The organism is Risungbinella massiliensis, assembly GCF_000942395.1.
Taxonomy (GTDB): Bacteria; Bacillota; Bacilli; order Thermoactinomycetales; family Thermoactinomycetaceae; genus Risungbinella; species Risungbinella massiliensis.
Genome location: NZ_LN812103.1, coordinates 595,839 through 612,025, shown reverse-complemented (window position 1 = coordinate 612,025; position 16,187 = coordinate 595,839). Strand labels below are relative to the sequence as shown.

The following is a 16,187-nucleotide window of genomic DNA, read 5'->3' as shown; positions in this document are numbered from 1 at the left end:
CTAGCGAGAAACAGGAATAACTTGTAGCTCTTTTGGATATTTGGTTAAAGTCTCATACCCATTCTGAGTAATCAAGACATCATCTTCAATACGAACTCCCCCAACGTTTGGAATGTAAATACCAGGTTCGATCGTAAAGGTCATCCCTTGGACTAGAAGATCTGTATTTTCCGAATGAAGCGAAGGAGCCTCATGCACATCAATACCGAGTCCATGTCCTACACGATGCATAAAGTAGTCGCCATAACCAGCGTTTGTAATAACACTACGAGCTGCTAAATCAACCTCACGCATAACAGTTCCAGGGCGACTTACCTCTAATGCAGCCAACTGGCCTTCTAGTACTGTTAGATAAATTTCTTTTTGTTTGTCGGTAATCGAACCATACGCTACAGTACGAGTAATATCCGAACAGTAGCCGTTTAGAACAACCCCAAGATCGAATAAGACGATATCTCCCTCTTGCAACTTTCGTTTACCTGGTTTGCCATGAGGCATGGCAGACTTCTCTCCAAAGAGCACTGTCGTCGGAAAGGACATCTGTTCTGCTCCTTGCATCTTCATTAACATCTCAATCTTTGCGACCATTTCTAACTCGGTAATCCCGGTTTTCAGCATCTTAATCGCTTCTTCAATTGCATAATCTGCCATCCGTGCTGCTTCTCGCATCTTTTGCACTTCGATCTCATCTTTTACGAGTCGTTGCGCTAGAACAGCAGGTTCTGCACCTACAAATGTCGCATCTGCTAAAAATTCTTGTAACTGTTCCAAACGAGCAAACGTAAGATGTTCTTTCTCCACCGCAATTTTTAGGGTGTGGCTTGATAACGGTGTTATGTAAGATTCTTGAAACATTTTCCAAGGATTTTGTACATCATCATAGGCAAGAATAGCTTCTTCCCAGCCTACACTACGAACTTGTTCTACCTCCATCGCAGGACAGATCAAAACTTTGGTGCCGTTCTGATGAAGGTAGAGAGCAACCAGTCGTTCGTGGGGATCGGTATAGTAATTGGTATAATAAAAAATACTGTACGGTGAGGTGAGAAAAGCAAAGTCCACACCTTCCATCTGAAGTCGTTTTGCTAATTGATTCATACGTTGTTCCATAAAAGAAGCTCCTTTTAAATGAATTCTTGTAATCTGCATTCATTATGATATAATATAGTTTTAGAAGCGAGGTGAATCTTATGAAACATACTGAATACCGTTGTGAGAATTGTAGTAAACGCACTGCAACTCACGAGACTCGCTCTCATGTCAATGGCGTTTTCCGGAACCTTCTAGTTTGTGCGAGTTGCTTGCAAGACCAAAAGAAATCTTCTCGAATCTAATCCATTCCTGAGGTGAACATGATGGCGTTGCAAAGTTTCACGGTACCCCACGCCGATCTCACTTGGTGATCTCCTATTAGAGAACTCCCTGTAGAGGTCGGCTATTTTATTATGCATACATTGAATATACCACAACTTCGTTAGAGATTAGGGTAAGCAGTGTATCACTACCTTACTCATAACATCCCCGTTCATTTTCTATCACAATCACCATTAGATCGATTTAGTTAAAAAAATCATCAAAAGTAAGCCCATAATAAAGGCGAAAGTTGCTGGACGTTCATAACCATGTCCATGGCTTTCTGGAATCAATTCTTTATAGACAATATAAAGCATCGCACCTGCAGCAAAGGAAAGACCATATGGGACAAGCTGATCAAACCAATTGGTCAAAAAATATCCTCCCAAAGCAGCTATTAGTTCGATTGCACCTGTCATAGTAGCTAATCCAAGTGCTTTCCAACGAGATATGTTTTGATTTACCAAGTACAATGCAACTAAAAATCCTTCTGGCATGTTTTGAAGTCCAATTGCGATCGAGACTAGAACACCTAAGGAGGATCCATTATCCCCAGCATAACTAACCCCTACAGACAAACCCTCTGGTACGTTATGCAAAGTAATCGCTGCAATGATAAAGAGCGCTTTTGGGTCAATTTGCAGAGAACTGGGACCTCTTTCCAAATCCACATGAGGAATAGCCCATTCCAAGAAAAACATCAACAAGGTTCCGATCAAGACCCCTATAGATACCACCCAAATATTAGAAGACTGAAGCGCTTCAGGTAGGAGACTAAAAGTAGAAGCTGCTACCATAATCCCAGCAGTCAAGGCAATTAAAATATCACGTACACGATGAGGTAGATGATTAAAATAGAGAATTGGGATAGCTCCCAGTCCGGTAGCAAAAGCAGAAATAAAGCTTCCTAAAAAAACATCCATCGTGGTTTCCACCCTCCTATATTCTATTTCACTTCGTTATGTTATCCGCTATACCCCAGTATATTTTCCCTTTCTAAAAGGGGTCACAAAAACAATATGAAATGGCAAAAAGCCACCCTTATTATTATGGATGGCTTTTTGCTCTAAGGCAACTTTTTTTATCTCTCTAAACAGATTGTACGAACCGCACCTAAAAAATCATTTATACTGCATGGAGCAATTGTATTACCTTCTCTTTAGAATCAGCAGCTAACAAGGCTTCTCTAAACTCATCATCAATCAATTTTCGTGACAGAGCTTGGAGGATTCGAAGATGCTCATCTCCTGCTTGCTCAGCAGGTACAGCTATCATAAAAATCAGTTGAGCGGGTTCTCCATCGAGACTATCCCAATCAATTCCACTAGTACGACCAAACGCCACTCTTGGTTCTTTTACTGCATCGGATTTGCCGTGTGGAATTGCAATCCCAAAACCAATTCCAGTACTGCCTTGCTTTTCCCTTTGATGCAATGCTTCCAAATAGCCATCTACACTAGACAGAACGCCTGCTTGATCTAAAAGCTGAGCAAGTTCGTTCATTGCCGCATCTTTATCTGTGCTCTGTAAATGTAATGTGATTAGATCCTCCGTTAGTAAACTGGATAACTTCATTTGTTTCCACCTCTTACGCTACTGGTTTTTTTAAGGCATTGACAACAAGTGCTGTTACAACCGTTCCTACTACAATTGCCACGAAGAACATAGGCACATTAGTGACAGCTTGGAACAAGGCAACGACTGGACCACCATGAGGTACACTGTCTGTTACATTACTTAGCATCGCAATGACAGAAGCCGTCATGGAGCCGACCATAATACTAGGAATAACTCGGATTGGATCAGCAGCGGCAAATGGAATCGCCCCTTCCGTAATACCGACTAGACCCATTGCCAGTGCTGCTTTCCCAGCTTCTTTTTCTTCTTTTTGATACTTATGTTTTGCAAGTAGTGTAGCCAGACCCATTCCAAGCGGAGGAGTACAGATTGCAGCAGCAAGAGCCCCCATAATAAATGGTTGACCTGCACCAATCATCGCTGCTCCAAATAGGAAAGCCACTTTGTTCACTGGTCCTCCCATATCAAAAGAGATCATCGCTCCCAAGATCAGAGCTAAGAGAATCTTGCTAGAACCTTGCATACCTTGCAAGAAGTCTGTTAAGCCAGTCATCAAACCTGCAATCGGTGTACCAAGCACATAAATAAAGATGGCTGCTACGATTAATGACGTAAATAATGGAATAACCAGAATCGGCATAATCGGTTGGATCACTTTTGGAACTTTGAGAGACTTGATTGCTTTCGCGATATAACCTGCTAAAAATCCAGCTACAATTCCACCTAAAAATCCAGCACCTGCTTCACTATTGTAAAAAGATCCATTTGCAGCGATAAAACCGCCAATCATCCCAGGTGCCAATCCTGGACGGTCGGCAATACTTACGGCAATGAACCCTGCCATGATCGGAATCATAAAGGTAAAGGCTGCTTCCCCTACTTTCAGAACGGAGTACCAGAATGTACCTTCTGGAACGGCAAGACCTTCCGGAGTTGGTTGTCCGCCTAACCCAAGAGAGATCGCGATGAGTAGCCCACCGATTACGACAAAGGGAATCATATAAGAAACACCATTCATTAATGCTCGGTAGATCGGTCCTTTCCCTTTATCTTCTTTTGATTTCGTTACTTCTTCTTTCGAAACCGTTTCCTTCTTACCACCTAATACTGGCACCTCTTGGGATTCAAAACGCTTCAGCAAATCGGTTGGTTTTTTGATCGCATCTGCTACTTTGCATTCCAAAACAGGCTTTCCTATAAAACGTGATTTATCTACTTCTTTATCTACAGCCAAAATAATCCCATCCGCTGATGCCACGTCTTCTTCCGTCAATACATTCTCTGCACCAATAGAGCCTTGTGTTTCCACTTTGACCTCGATCCCTAATTCTTTGGCAGTACGCTCTAACTTCTCTGCTGCCATATAGGTATGAGCAATTCCAGCAGGACAAGCAGTAACCGCTAAAATCTTCATCGTTTCTCTCTCCTCTTTTTCTATATCTTGTATTGTCTTAATATCTATTTATCTGGAATTAGCGCAAGAAAATCCTCCGCATTATCTGCTAATAACATCTGACTTAGGAGATGCTTATCTTCAAGCAATTGATCTAATTCCTGAAAAAAATCTTTCATTAGATGTTTTTCTCCTGATTCGCAAGCAAACAAGATAACAAATCGAACCTCTTCTGTTCCCCATAGAATCGATTGTTTTAATCTTACTAGCGCAATTCCAGAACGTAAGCTCTCTTCGACTGATCCATGTGGGATCGCCACTTGGTTCCCAATAGCTGTACTAGAGAGTTCTTCCCGATGCAAAGCAGTTTCTTTATAGTCAAAAGTAACATAGCCTTGGTCATACATCACTTTCCATAAATAATGAATAACGGACGATTGATCCAGAAGATCCACATCCAAAAAAATGCGCTCTGCCTCTAGCATAGAACTTATAGTTGGGTATGATCGTTTCGCCTTCTGTCTAGAAGAGAAGACCAACGCTTGTACCAAGTCTTGCTCCTCTTGGGTTAAAATCGGACTAACCACAATATGTGGCACTTTGGTTAGCTGAGGTAGTTTAATCGTACTGATGATCATGTCTGGTTCATGCCGTTCAAGTGCCTCTTCTAGCTCATAGCTGGCAATCGTATCCGCGATTTGAATCATAGGAAAGCGTTTCTGAATTTTGGATGAGAGAAGTTGAAGTGTTCCAATGCCAGTCGTACAAACCAATAGAGCACTGTATTGGTCTTCCTTATTCTCCATTCGTTCCAATGCCGCTTGAAAATGTAACGTTAAATAACCAACTTCATCTTCTGTAAACGACACCCCAAGTTCTTGTTCATAGTTTGGGAGAACCGCAAGAATTGTTTCAAACATCACTCGATACGTTTCTTTGATCTGCTGAAGCAAGGGGTTAGGAAAGATCACTTCATGTCGCAGTCGATTGATAGCCGAATAAAGATGCAATGCCAACGAATATTGGAGTGTCTGATCATCTTGTATTGGAACTTCCAAGTAGTTGGCTACTCGTTGAATCAAAAGTTTTGCTTGTTTCATCGCTTCTGGTGCTGGTTCGACGAAAGTAACTTCTGAAGTGGTGCTATGCGGATTAAGGTTCCTTAATTTTGCTCCAGCAAAATAGATAGTCAGATAAGCTCGCTCTTCTCTTGGTATCCGAAGCGCGAAATCATGCTCTAATTTCTGTACCAATTCTTGGACAATCTTGGCTTCAGGTCCCTTTTCTAGATCTATCATTTCTTGCTCATCCATCTGAACTATTTGTTTCAGTTTCACTCTGCGTAGCATGACTACGATATGAATGATGATTCTTTGAAATGATTCCTCTGAGAGAGAATAGATATGTTCTTTTTCTGCAATCCGTAATAGACCTTTAATCAAGGAAAATGGTACAGAAGGAAACAGACCTTCTAGATTCAATTTCCAAGGACCCTGTATAAGCCTTTCCACCACTAGTTGAATGGCGCAACGCCGTCTCCGCTCCAAACCTTGAATCTCTACTCCATAGTTGGGCCTACGAATAAGAGAAAGGCCATCTTTCCTAGCCCGTTGTTCTACCTCCGTTAAATCCGTATACAAAGACGACTTACTCACATAGAAGTTAATTGCGAGTTGCTCTGTTGTCACTGGTTTTTCTGCCTGTAATAAAAAGAGATATATTCGATTTCGTCTTTCCTCTGTATCGTATGGAGAAAGAGGCGGAGAACCTTGTTTTATCTGTTGTAATGCTAATTTTTTCTCGAAATCGTCTCCTTCCAAGTAGACTCCAATTCCAGGCCGTCGAATTACTTTTAGTAAATATCCAGATTTGGTTAACCAGTCGGAGATCACTTGTAAGTCTTTGCGAATAGTTTTGTCTGATACTTGATGTTCCTCCACCCAATCTTGAACGGATAAGACATGATCCGTTTTGATTAGAGAGAGAAGTATTTGAGTCTTTCGGTCGTCTAGCAAAGTACTCACCACTTGAAAGTTGATGGAAGCGCTTTCTGATATAAGATTAGCATGTCCCATATTGGAAAAAGGTTGAAAAATAGTACCGGAAGTTGCGGAAGTACTTGTGATAATGCTAAGAAAATAAGGAAAGCGAAGGGAGAAACTGATATGATAGTGGATTAAAAATAGGCCTCTGACCAGATCTAATAGTCAATGTCCTTTAGGGGGAAATATATGATTGGAGCAAAATTAATGAAGTCTTGGAAATACCCTTTTATTCTCTTATTTGGCATTGGAGTCTCTAACCTAGGGGAATGGATCTATTTCATTGCTCTAAACCTAATGGTACTAGATATGTCTGGCTCACCTTTTGCTGTATCTGCTCTATACATCATCAAACCATTGGCTTCATTATTTACAAATAGTTGGTCAGGTAGCATGATAGACCGGTTTAACAAACGAAACCTAATGGTCCTCCTTGATCTATTTCGAGCTATATGGATTGTCTTTTTACCATTTGTTACATCGATTTGGTCTATATACTGCATTGTCTTTGTAATCAATATGGCGAGCTCTATGTTCAGACCTGCATCCACGGCTTACATTACCAAGTTAATACCATCTGATCAAAGAAAACGGTATAACTCTCTCCTTAGTGTAATTCAATCGGGGGCTTTTCTAATTGGACCAGCTATCGCAGGAATACTTTTTTTAACTGGTTCTCCAATCTTAGCTATCTACGTGAATGCCATCTCCTTATTCGTATCAGGAATCATTACTTTGTTCATGCCTGATCTTGAAAAACAAACTCTTACCAATCACACTTCTCATACCAAAATATCTTGGAAACTACTAAAAAAGGATTGGCTCCTTGTTTGGAACTTTAGTCGTAAATCCCCATACATTATGTTCATTTACTTTTTATTTAGTTGTGTGATAGTAGTGATGGCAACTGCTCTAGACTCACTAGAAGCTGCGTTTGCCAAAGAAGTACTTCATTTATCAGATAGTGATTATGGTTTTCTGGTGAGTATTGCTGGAGTAGGTATAGCTGCAGGGGCGATGGTTAACACACTTGTTGTAACAAAAATAGAAACTTCGTGGTTAATTGGCTTTGGATCTGTATTTGTATCAGTCGGTTATATCATCTATGCTTTTTCCAACTCCTTTTTTATCGCAGCCTTCGGATTTTTTATTCTAGCCTTTTTTCTTGCTTTTGCAAATACAGGCTTTTTGACCTTTTATCAAAATAATATACCAGTTGATGTAATGGGTAGAGTTGGAAGTATATACGGATGGATCGAAGCATTGTTTATCATCATTACAACTATTATTGTGGGATTATCGACAGAGCTCATTGGGATTCAGATTGTGGTAATAGTAGGTACACTCGTGATGTTGTTACTTGCAATTACGCTATGTATATTCAACTTTCAACCGTCAAAAGCGCGTTACTATCAACCTACAAAAGATGCGTGATTGCTGAATGTAAGGAAAAAACACTCCAAGATATCTGATCCTTCCATTGGCTACAAAATAAAAACGGTGTATATCCAATAAATGGACATACACCTTTGTTAAAGAATATACACCTTCTTTAACATTACAAATAATGAGTTACAAACTTCACTTCTACTTCCGTTATTGCTTCGATCAATTGCTCCATAATAATTAATTTATTTTCTAGTTTTTCAACTAAGTCTAAGAAGTTGAACTTACTGTAAGGAATCAGATTTTTCCCGTTCCCCATTAGTAACCCACTAAGCTTTGAAGCTGGTACCGTACCTATCACTTGTTGCGATGCAACTGCCAGATTCAAAGCTACATTGAAATCTTTTCCTTTTTCCATCGGAACAGTTAAGATCGGGAAATATACAACGAGTTCAAATTGATCAAAGTGTACGATTACGTTTTTCTTATAGAAATCCACATGCTCGCGAAATTCCACCAAATGTTTCATCAACCATTTCTGAATTTGTTGGAGAAATGCGACATGATAACAGTCTTTTTCATATTCGCCACATGGATTCCAGTCTAGAATGGTTGATTTCGGATCCAACTCACGATTGCTTAGATTTATTTTGAATTGATTTAGACGTAAATTTTTTTGTTTTTGGTAATTATCAATTATTAGGTTATTTACATCATCTACTCGAAGGACATGATGATACTCAGTATCAAAATCAGCTCTAATATAGTTTTTGTGACTTAATTTCGGTATTTGCTCGATATACGGCGATATATAAGAAGAACGATTCCCAGTTTGAGAGAGATTATATCCCACAACCAGATTATGAAATTGATAAACTGAGTTCCCTTGTCGTAACTGGTTTGCAATCTTTTCAAGATCTCGTAGTTCTAAAGCTAGTTCCTCTTGAGTTAATCGATAGTATAATTCTCCTAATAATTTCTCATATATCTCGACTGTCCACTCCGATGACTTCATACTCACTGGAAAAGAGGCTAAAAAATGTAAGTGTCCAAACGATTTCATCTGTATTACCTCCTTTTAATTTGTGCAAGGAGGCAATACCTCTCCTCCTTGACCTACTAGAATCCGATTAAAAAGGAATTCCACTAGGTCAAGGAGGAGAGTTGGACTAATGTCTATTATACGGGTTCATTCCGTAATTTGATATGTACAAATATTATAATTTTATACTACATTCCAAACTCTTTCTTAAAATAAAATAGGTGTATGCCCATCATTGGACATACACCTTTGTTAAAAAGAATCATCATTTCTCTTTAACGTAGTTGTAAGTGGCAAGTAAGAAATTCCACTTCCACTTTCGAAATAGAAGCAGATAGTTTTTCGATATCCTTCAACTTGATGGAAAGCATGTTTACCCAATCAACCAAGTAATATAAGTCGTAATGGATAGCATTCTTTCCATTACTAATGATAAGCCCCTTTAAGTTCAATGGTTGTGCTGACAGTAACTTATTGAGGTTATCATCAAACTTCATTCCAGACTGTAACGGAACAGTGAGAGTAGGAAAATACACGACTGTTTCAAAGTTATCAAAATAACTTAACAGCGTATCATAAAATTCAATATACCCTTCCAGTTCCATTTGGTGTTTATAAAGCCAATTCTGGATTTCATTTAAATAGATGAAGTACCCAAAGTCCTCTTGAGGGTCGCCACTCGGTTTCAGTTCCAAAACCTTTTTTTGATTCTCCATAAAATATCGATAAAGTTTCCCTATTTCTTGTTGATCTATTTTTAATTCCTTCGATTCTTGGTAGAGATCAATTATCAGATCATTTACTTCGTTTAACTTTAACGAATTCATGGTTTCCGAAACACAATCTGCAATAATATAACTTCCCTTGCTTAATTTAGGGATATTATTTAGATACGATGGCATCTCAAAGTCTCTAGGATTATTAAATGCAAAAATAAAATTGTTTAGATGATAGATAGAGTGTTCACTACGAAGATTATTTGTAATTTTTAACAATGTTTGTAGTTCCGTGTTGATTTCCGATCGTGTTGCACCATAAAAATATTCATCTAATAAATAATGATAATCCTGAATCAACCAATCCCTAGAATGATAGCTCACCGGAAGACTAGCAAAAAATTCTAAGTCTCCAAACTTCATTGGTATAACCTCCTTATGGTTAGTGCAAGGAGGCTATACCTCTCCTCCTTGACCTACTAGAATCCATAAAAAGGAATTCCACTAGGTCAAGGAGGAGTTATGGGATACAATCATTATACGAATAAATCGTACCATTAGATATGTCTAAATAATAAATTGATGATTACATAAATACAGGATGTGCTTTGTAGCACACCCTGATTCATTCTCTAAATTTACCAAGTAAACAGTTCATCGAGAGAATGGAGTCCAAAGTCTCCATTGAGTACCAAATCAGTATAGTATTCTTGGGCTTTGGAAATCTTATTCGTCTTTGTTGTCTTGAAAAGGTGGTACAGCTTGTTCTGGGCTTTTTCCATCGTTATGATTTTTTCGAATAAATCTGCTTTATTTAATTCAATAATCCTATTATCTTTTATGCTGAAAATAGATAATTTATTTGAAGCAAGCTCTTTGTTCAACTCAAAGCTTCTCGGTACATTTTTCCCATACTTGCAGTAACCTGCTGCCATTTGGTGAACCCAGAGAACCGATTGATGGGAAATTTCAAATTGGATCCCCTGCAAGATCGAACTGGTTGATTTCAATTCAGCTTCTAAATCTTCTAGTACAAGCAAAAAGATAAATAGTGTTTCGGCTACATGTTTTTTTAATGTTAGTTTGTTTTCTTCCGTCATTTGACCAGTTTTTCTTGCTTCTACCACTGCCTTTTTTGCCTCTAACAACTGTTTGTAATAGAAGAGAAATTCATCTTGTTTCTTATTTAATAGGTTCGATAACTTCGGGATACCTTCTTGTTTAATTAAGGTTGAACTCGCCTTAGGATGTGAGCTGTAATGGAAATTCTTCTTTTGTGAAGTAGGTAATTGAATTGGTTGCCCTAATGATATCTGATGTGAATAAAAAAGAACGAATTCATAGAAATATAATGGTTGATTTGTTTTCAAGGCAATTTGTGCATCTTTTAGAACGAACAGTTTAAGTGATGACTGATAAATTTCCTTCTCTACAGAGTCGATGCAAAAGTCTATCATATCTTGGATGTGAAACACATTGCTTCTTTCCAGCGTTTCCGCTTTCTCGAATAGCAACACGAGATCATGAAAATTTTTCAACATAACTCATCACCCCTTATTGGTATAGCTAGGAGTGAACCAACTGGTCCTCCTAGCCTAACGCAATCAGCTAGCCACAAAGGGTCTACCAGGCATTAGGCTAGAGATGAGCTTGCTACTCGATTGGTAGAATTATATTATGATTCTAATTAGTCTGCAATGATTTTTTGTGCTAAAGTCATAAAGGTTTACAAAATGGATGCACTTTTCCAAAAATATGATATAGAAAGGTAGCGAGAAATTCTAAATCTCCAAAAGTCGTCATCGATATTACCTCCTTATAATTAGTGCAAGGAGGAGTATTTGATAGAAAAAGACGTTTACATAAATTCAGGATGTGCTTGTAGCACACCCTGATTCATTCTCTAGATTTACATAGCAAAGAGCTCATCAAGAGAATGCAGTCCAAAATCACCATTGAGTACAAAATCAGTATAGTATTCTTGGGCTTTGGAAATATTACTTTGATTAATGGTCATGAAAAGTGTGTTTATCTTTTTGTTTACTTGTTCCATTGTTGTAATCTTATCTAGCAAATCTTCTTTATTTACACCAATGCTGTTATTATCCTTCGTGTTAAGGATCGTTAAATGATTTCTAGCAAGTGGTTTGTTCAACTCAAAGCTTCTAGGTACATTTTTTGCATCCTTGCAGTAACCTGCTGCCATTTGTTGAACCCAGACAATCGAATAAATGGAAATTTCACGTTGAATGAACTGCAAGATATCACCAGTCGATTTCAACTCAGATGCTAGTTCTTCTAGTATAAGCAAGAAAATATAGAGAGTTTCTGCAGCATGTTTTTTTAATGTTAATTTGTTACTTTCTGTCATTTGACCAGTTTTTCTTACTTCTGCCACTGCTTTTTTTGCTTCGATCAACAATTTGTAGTAGAGAAGATAGTCATCTTGTTTTTTCTCCAATTTTTCCGAGTAATCCTGAATGTCTGTTTGGCTAATTAAAGTGGAATTGGCTCTAGAATCTGATTTATAGCTAAAACTATTTTTGTGGAAAATTTTTAGTTCAGTCGGCGTTCCTTGTGAAATATCACGCGGATAAAAGAAAATTAATTCATTGAACGCCAATGGTTGGTTTGTTTTTAGAGCAATTTTCCCATCTTTTAAGATTAATAGTTTTAGTGATGACTGACGAATTTCCTTATCTACAGAGTCGATGCAAAATTCGATCATGTCTTCGATGCTGAAAACCTTGCTTTTATTAAGTTGTTGCGTTTTCTCGAATAGCAACAATAATTCGTGGTGATTCTTCAACAAATCATTTTTGAAATCATGTCCAATTTTCCACATAACTCATCACTCCTTAATGGTTATAGCCAGGAGTGAACCATGTTGGTCCTCCTAGCCTAATGCAATCAGCTAGCCACAATGGGTCTACCAGGCATTAGGCCAGAGATGAGCTTGCTATTCGATTGGTAGAATTATATTATGATTCTAATTACTCCGCAAATGTTTTTTGTATTAAAGTCATAAAGATTCACGAAAAGAAGGCATTTTTCTAAAAATACAATAAGGAGTAAACAGATGACAGACTATCAACAAGCTTTACAAACTTATTTAGAAGCTACCAATACACATGATTTTGATAATGTAGAAAAGGTATTAGATGATAATGCAATTTATTGGTTCTCCGACAAAACTTGTGTAAATAGAGATGAAATCAGAAGCTATTTTGAAAATGCTTGGAATTTGATACAGGATGAGATTTATGCAGCTACTGATGTCAAGTGGATCGCAGTAGCTCAAAATTCCGCCACTTGTATTTATACCTATACATGGGAAGGTTTTTATCAAAATGCATTTCGATCCGGTAGCGGTAGAGCAACCAATGTATTTGTGAAAAATGGTAATGGGTTTTGGAAGTTAAAGCATGAGCATTTGAGTAGTAATCCATAGTAGAAACTATTCACCACTACAAAAAGCGCTATTATTTCCTATACTTAATAGAAAAAGTAGCGCTTTTTTCGTATAAAATTTTGGTTTATCTTAAAATGAATCTATTCTACTCTCCGTCCTTACAACAGCTTCTCCTTGTTCATCCAACCCCCAATAAGTAGGGTAACTACCATCTCCCCAACCAAAATGTTGGCAATACACATAAGGACTTTTGTAATTATGTCTGTATTTTGATAAAATGGGACTGTTTTAAATATACCATAATTACATTTTTAGGAAACTCTCCTTTCGTTATTTGACTTTTATCCTAACATTTTGGAGGCTAATCCCTTGTAAACCGACTCCTAGTAACAAAACTACAACTTCATATTCACTAGGAGGATCTAGAACATGAGCCGTTCTTTCCATTTACTATGGGTTAGTCAGACATTAGCAAATCTCGCCGATTCTCTATACATCGTTTCCGTCGTAACGATGATTTATCAGATTACTGAGTCTGCTTGCCTATGGACTCTCTGTCCTTGTACTATGCTGGATAGTTGACTTTGCAGGCCCTATTGCTTCTTATTTTGTATCGAGTCTCTTAGCAATCGGAGCATCTGCTAATGCTTTTCTCCTTTATCGAAAATCAGCTATCCATGAAACAAAGGAGCTATTATCCGATGACAACCACACCAATTCAAGCAGTGTTGTTTGATCTAGACGGAACCATTATTGATAGTGAACCTGTCTACTTTCAAGCCGAATGTAAACTACTAAAAGAACATGGGATCCACGATTTCACATTCGAGGCCAAACAAGAATTCGTGGGCCGAAGCACGGAAGACATGATAGAAAAATTGAAACAACGTTATCCGCAACTGACAGAACCTACCCAACAGTTAGTAGACAGAGTAGATCAACTCTATCAAAAACTAGCCAAAACAAAGACAGTGGTCTTTCCTGAGATGAAAAAGTTCCTACGGCAATTGCGGGATGCAGGCTATCCTACAGCAATTGCATCCGGCTCTACTCGAAAAGTAATCCTCGACATCCTAGAGATCACAGGACTAACATCATGTTTTGATCTCGTTGTCTCATCAGAAGAGGTAGCAAAAGGGAAACCAGCTCCAGATGTCTTTCTAGAAGCTGCCAATCGCTTGTGCGTAGATCCACGAGCATGTCTTGTCCTAGAAGATACTCATTTTGGAGTGATAGCAGCCAAGAAGGCTAATATGCGTTGTATAGCCATTCCCGCAGTGCGCAATCGATTAGCTGTTGAGTTCGAACATGCAGATATTTTGTATCGTGGAGGCATCGCGGAGTTTTCTGCTGATGTAGTGATGGAATGGGTGCAAACACAATCCACTACCAGTATTAATGCAGGGAAATTAGATTGGGAAGCACTTAGTACTTTGCAAGAGGTTCAACTTCTCATATCTCAAGGTAACCGCCAAGAAGCCCTATCCTTAGCCATCCAATTACAAAAACAATATCCAAGTAATCCCGAAGTTCTCATCCAGTGTGCTTATCTGCATGATAGTTTGGGGTTAGAAAAAGAGGCTGTCCCTTTCTACGAACGCGCCATCCAACTGGGACTTCCCGAATCAGAACTGCCAGAAGCCATGTTAGGTCTAGGTAGCACCTATCGAGTGTTAGGAGAATACAAGAAAGCCGCTGACATCCTGACAAGAGCTCAGCAACAGTTCCCCCATCACAGAGCGATTCAAGTGTTCCGCTCCATGGCATTATATAATCTTGGTTCTCATCAGGATGCGATGGAAATTCTATTAACATCACTTGCAGATACTTCTACTGATCAGACGATTCAAGCCTATCAAAAAGCGATTCGCTTTTATGCTAAGGATCTAAGCAAAATACATCTAACTTAATATAACGCCAGAAAAAACCTACTAACCTTACAATATACATGGTTAGTAGGTTTTTATTAGATTTCATTTCTCTTAATCTCATTTATCTAGTTGTAGTCTAGTTTGATCTTTTTCCACAAAACTAGTTGTCCTACTATTCCAATGAGAAGAATCCCCGGAAAAATGAAGATATTATACTCTTCCCAAAATAATTCTGCTTTGAAAATGATTCTTAGAAGACCAACACATCCAATGAGTGTCATAATGTAAAAAATTTTCTTCATCTGCTTGTTCCTCACCTTTTCACTCAGCCATCTTTATAACTAGTGTACTATTTAATTAATACACCATAACAACGATATACGCAAGGCTTTTCTAAGTTTTGTTTTTTGTAAAATATTTAGAAGATTACCTATGTAAATAGAAATCAATACGCAGTATAATCATAGAGTCTAACGTTCAGTCCGCCAAAGAGCGTTTTCGATGGAGAACGCTCTTTGGCGGACTGAAACTCTTAGTTCGCTAAATTTCATCATGAAGGAGCGATCTGAGATGGGTGTAACTACAACAGCAGGAGCGTTAATCGTAGCTAGTTCTGTTTATTTTGGTAGTATTAGAGCCACACAGTTAGTAATCAAAGGTGTAACATATGCAGTTAAAAAACGTCCAAAAATAGTCGTTATATACATTTCCTAAGTTAGACAAGACCAACTTTCCTTTTCCGGATAAGTTGGTCCTTTTATTTTAAAATTCGAAAGGACATCACCTTACGTTAACAATTGATTTAAACGGATCCTAAAAAGGTCTTTTCAAGAGGATTATGAATAAAAATAAACATTCACTTATTACATATAGTTGCTAAGAAATAGCTTCGTTCTTACAATAGGTGAATGAAGCTAACCTTTATTTTCGAAATGTTTTATTTTAATTCAAAAAAATCGCCTTTTTATTATTTACCGATAATATAAATTAATCTATTATTATCTTGTCTAGCAGGCTCTTTCAGTCTGCCAGAGTGCACTTCCTTGCTGAGTGTACTCTGGCGGACTGAAACTCTCAGTTCGCTAATCACATCATGAGGAGTGAACTGAGATGCAATTTTTAATTATTTTGCTCGGAATTGTTTTGTATGGTTGGGCAATGATCTTCTCTTTTCCCAATTGGGCGAATCAGATGGAGAAATCAATGATCCACTACTTTCGACCGCGAAGTTATCGTAGTAGACAGGGAGTTCGACTATTTGCGTTCCTAATCTCTCTTGTGATATTTTTTATCCTCTTATTACTGCCAACGTCCATTGTTATCGTAATATTCCTGTAAAAAACGAAAGCTAGACAATAGATCAACTCATATGTTTTTATGAGTTGATCGTTTTT

At 38.1% G+C, this 16,187-nt stretch carries 15 protein-coding genes and 1 pseudogene; 6 read left to right on the top strand and 10 right to left on the bottom strand.

All coding sequences use genetic code 11. The features are described 5' to 3' along the window. From VJ09_RS14210 to VJ09_RS14190, 4 genes and pseudogenes are all read right to left on the bottom strand, one after another. Complete coding sequence (locus tag VJ09_RS14210; protein WP_044642311.1) at window positions 1-1,110, bottom strand: M24 family metallopeptidase; 1,110 nt, start codon at window positions 1,108-1,110, stop codon at window positions 1-3. 437 nt (window positions 1,111-1,547) lie between these two features. After that, window positions 1,548-2,276, bottom strand: a complete 729-nt coding sequence (locus tag VJ09_RS14205) for a ZIP family metal transporter (protein ID WP_044642310.1) — start codon at window positions 2,274-2,276, stop codon at window positions 1,548-1,550. 202 nt (window positions 2,277-2,478) lie between these two features. Further along, window positions 2,479-4,345: pseudogene (locus VJ09_RS14195) on the bottom strand (fructose-specific PTS transporter subunit EIIC). A gap of 44 nt (window positions 4,346-4,389) precedes the next feature. Beyond that, a complete protein-coding gene (locus VJ09_RS14190; protein ID WP_044642307.1) occupies window positions 4,390-6,339 on the bottom strand; it encodes a BglG family transcription antiterminator in 1,950 nt (649 codons plus the stop codon). Window positions 6,340-6,555: 216 nt separating this feature from the next. On the opposite strand from VJ09_RS14190, the gene VJ09_RS14185 reads away from it, so the two are divergent. Continuing rightward, window positions 6,556-7,800 (top strand): MFS transporter, encoded by a 1,245-nt coding sequence (locus VJ09_RS14185; protein ID WP_044642306.1) that lies wholly within the window; start codon window positions 6,556-6,558, stop codon window positions 7,798-7,800. Between the two features lie 124 nt (window positions 7,801-7,924). On the opposite strand, the gene VJ09_RS14180 is transcribed toward VJ09_RS14185, so the two are convergent. The 4 genes from VJ09_RS14180 to VJ09_RS14165 form a co-directional block, all read right to left on the bottom strand. Then, window positions 7,925-8,815, bottom strand: a complete 891-nt coding sequence (locus VJ09_RS14180) for a hypothetical protein (protein WP_044642305.1) — start codon at window positions 8,813-8,815, stop codon at window positions 7,925-7,927. A gap of 254 nt (window positions 8,816-9,069) precedes the next feature. Then, the gene (locus VJ09_RS14175) at window positions 9,070-9,933 is read right to left on the bottom strand and encodes a hypothetical protein (RefSeq protein WP_044642304.1); all 864 of its coding nucleotides are present in this window, start codon (window positions 9,931-9,933) and stop codon (window positions 9,070-9,072) included. Between the two features lie 215 nt (window positions 9,934-10,148). Beyond that, a complete protein-coding gene (locus VJ09_RS14170) occupies window positions 10,149-11,051 on the bottom strand; it encodes a hypothetical protein (protein WP_044642303.1) in 903 nt (300 codons plus the stop codon). A gap of 368 nt (window positions 11,052-11,419) precedes the next feature. Then, on the bottom strand, window positions 11,420-12,355 hold the full coding sequence (locus tag VJ09_RS14165; RefSeq protein ID WP_044642302.1) for a hypothetical protein: 936 nt from the start codon (window positions 12,353-12,355) through the stop codon (window positions 11,420-11,422). Window positions 12,356-12,589: 234 nt separating this feature from the next. Between VJ09_RS14165 and VJ09_RS14160 the strand changes: the two genes are divergently transcribed. Next, on the top strand, window positions 12,590-12,961 hold the full coding sequence (locus VJ09_RS14160) for a YybH family protein (RefSeq protein WP_044642301.1): 372 nt from the start codon (window positions 12,590-12,592) through the stop codon (window positions 12,959-12,961). A gap of 90 nt (window positions 12,962-13,051) precedes the next feature. On the opposite strand, the gene VJ09_RS19195 is transcribed toward VJ09_RS14160, so the two are convergent. Next, a complete protein-coding gene (locus VJ09_RS19195) occupies window positions 13,052-13,162 on the bottom strand; it encodes a DUF4241 domain-containing protein (protein ID WP_187118717.1) in 111 nt (36 codons plus the stop codon). Between the two features lie 189 nt (window positions 13,163-13,351). On the opposite strand from VJ09_RS19195, the gene VJ09_RS18575 reads away from it, so the two are divergent. Continuing rightward, window positions 13,352-13,504, top strand: a complete 153-nt coding sequence (locus tag VJ09_RS18575) for an MFS transporter (RefSeq protein WP_147635516.1) — start codon at window positions 13,352-13,354, stop codon at window positions 13,502-13,504. Window positions 13,505-13,623: 119 nt separating this feature from the next. Then, entirely contained in the window at window positions 13,624-14,832 is a 1,209-nt protein-coding gene (locus tag VJ09_RS17730) for a tetratricopeptide repeat protein (protein ID WP_052807420.1), read from the top strand. 86 nt (window positions 14,833-14,918) lie between these two features. Here the strand turns inward: VJ09_RS17730 and VJ09_RS18570 are convergent, their stop codons facing one another. Further along, window positions 14,919-15,095 (bottom strand): hypothetical protein, encoded by a 177-nt coding sequence (locus VJ09_RS18570; RefSeq protein ID WP_154662373.1) that lies wholly within the window; start codon window positions 15,093-15,095, stop codon window positions 14,919-14,921. 268 nt (window positions 15,096-15,363) lie between these two features. On the opposite strand from VJ09_RS18570, the gene VJ09_RS14150 reads away from it, so the two are divergent. Together VJ09_RS14150 and VJ09_RS14145 are read left to right on the top strand one after the other, a co-directional pair. Then, entirely contained in the window at window positions 15,364-15,507 is a 144-nt protein-coding gene (locus tag VJ09_RS14150; protein ID WP_154662372.1) for a hypothetical protein, read from the top strand. Window positions 15,508-15,903: 396 nt separating this feature from the next. After that, a complete protein-coding gene (locus VJ09_RS14145; RefSeq protein WP_044642299.1) occupies window positions 15,904-16,131 on the top strand; it encodes a hypothetical protein in 228 nt (75 codons plus the stop codon). Window positions 16,132-16,187: the final 56 nt, after the last annotated feature.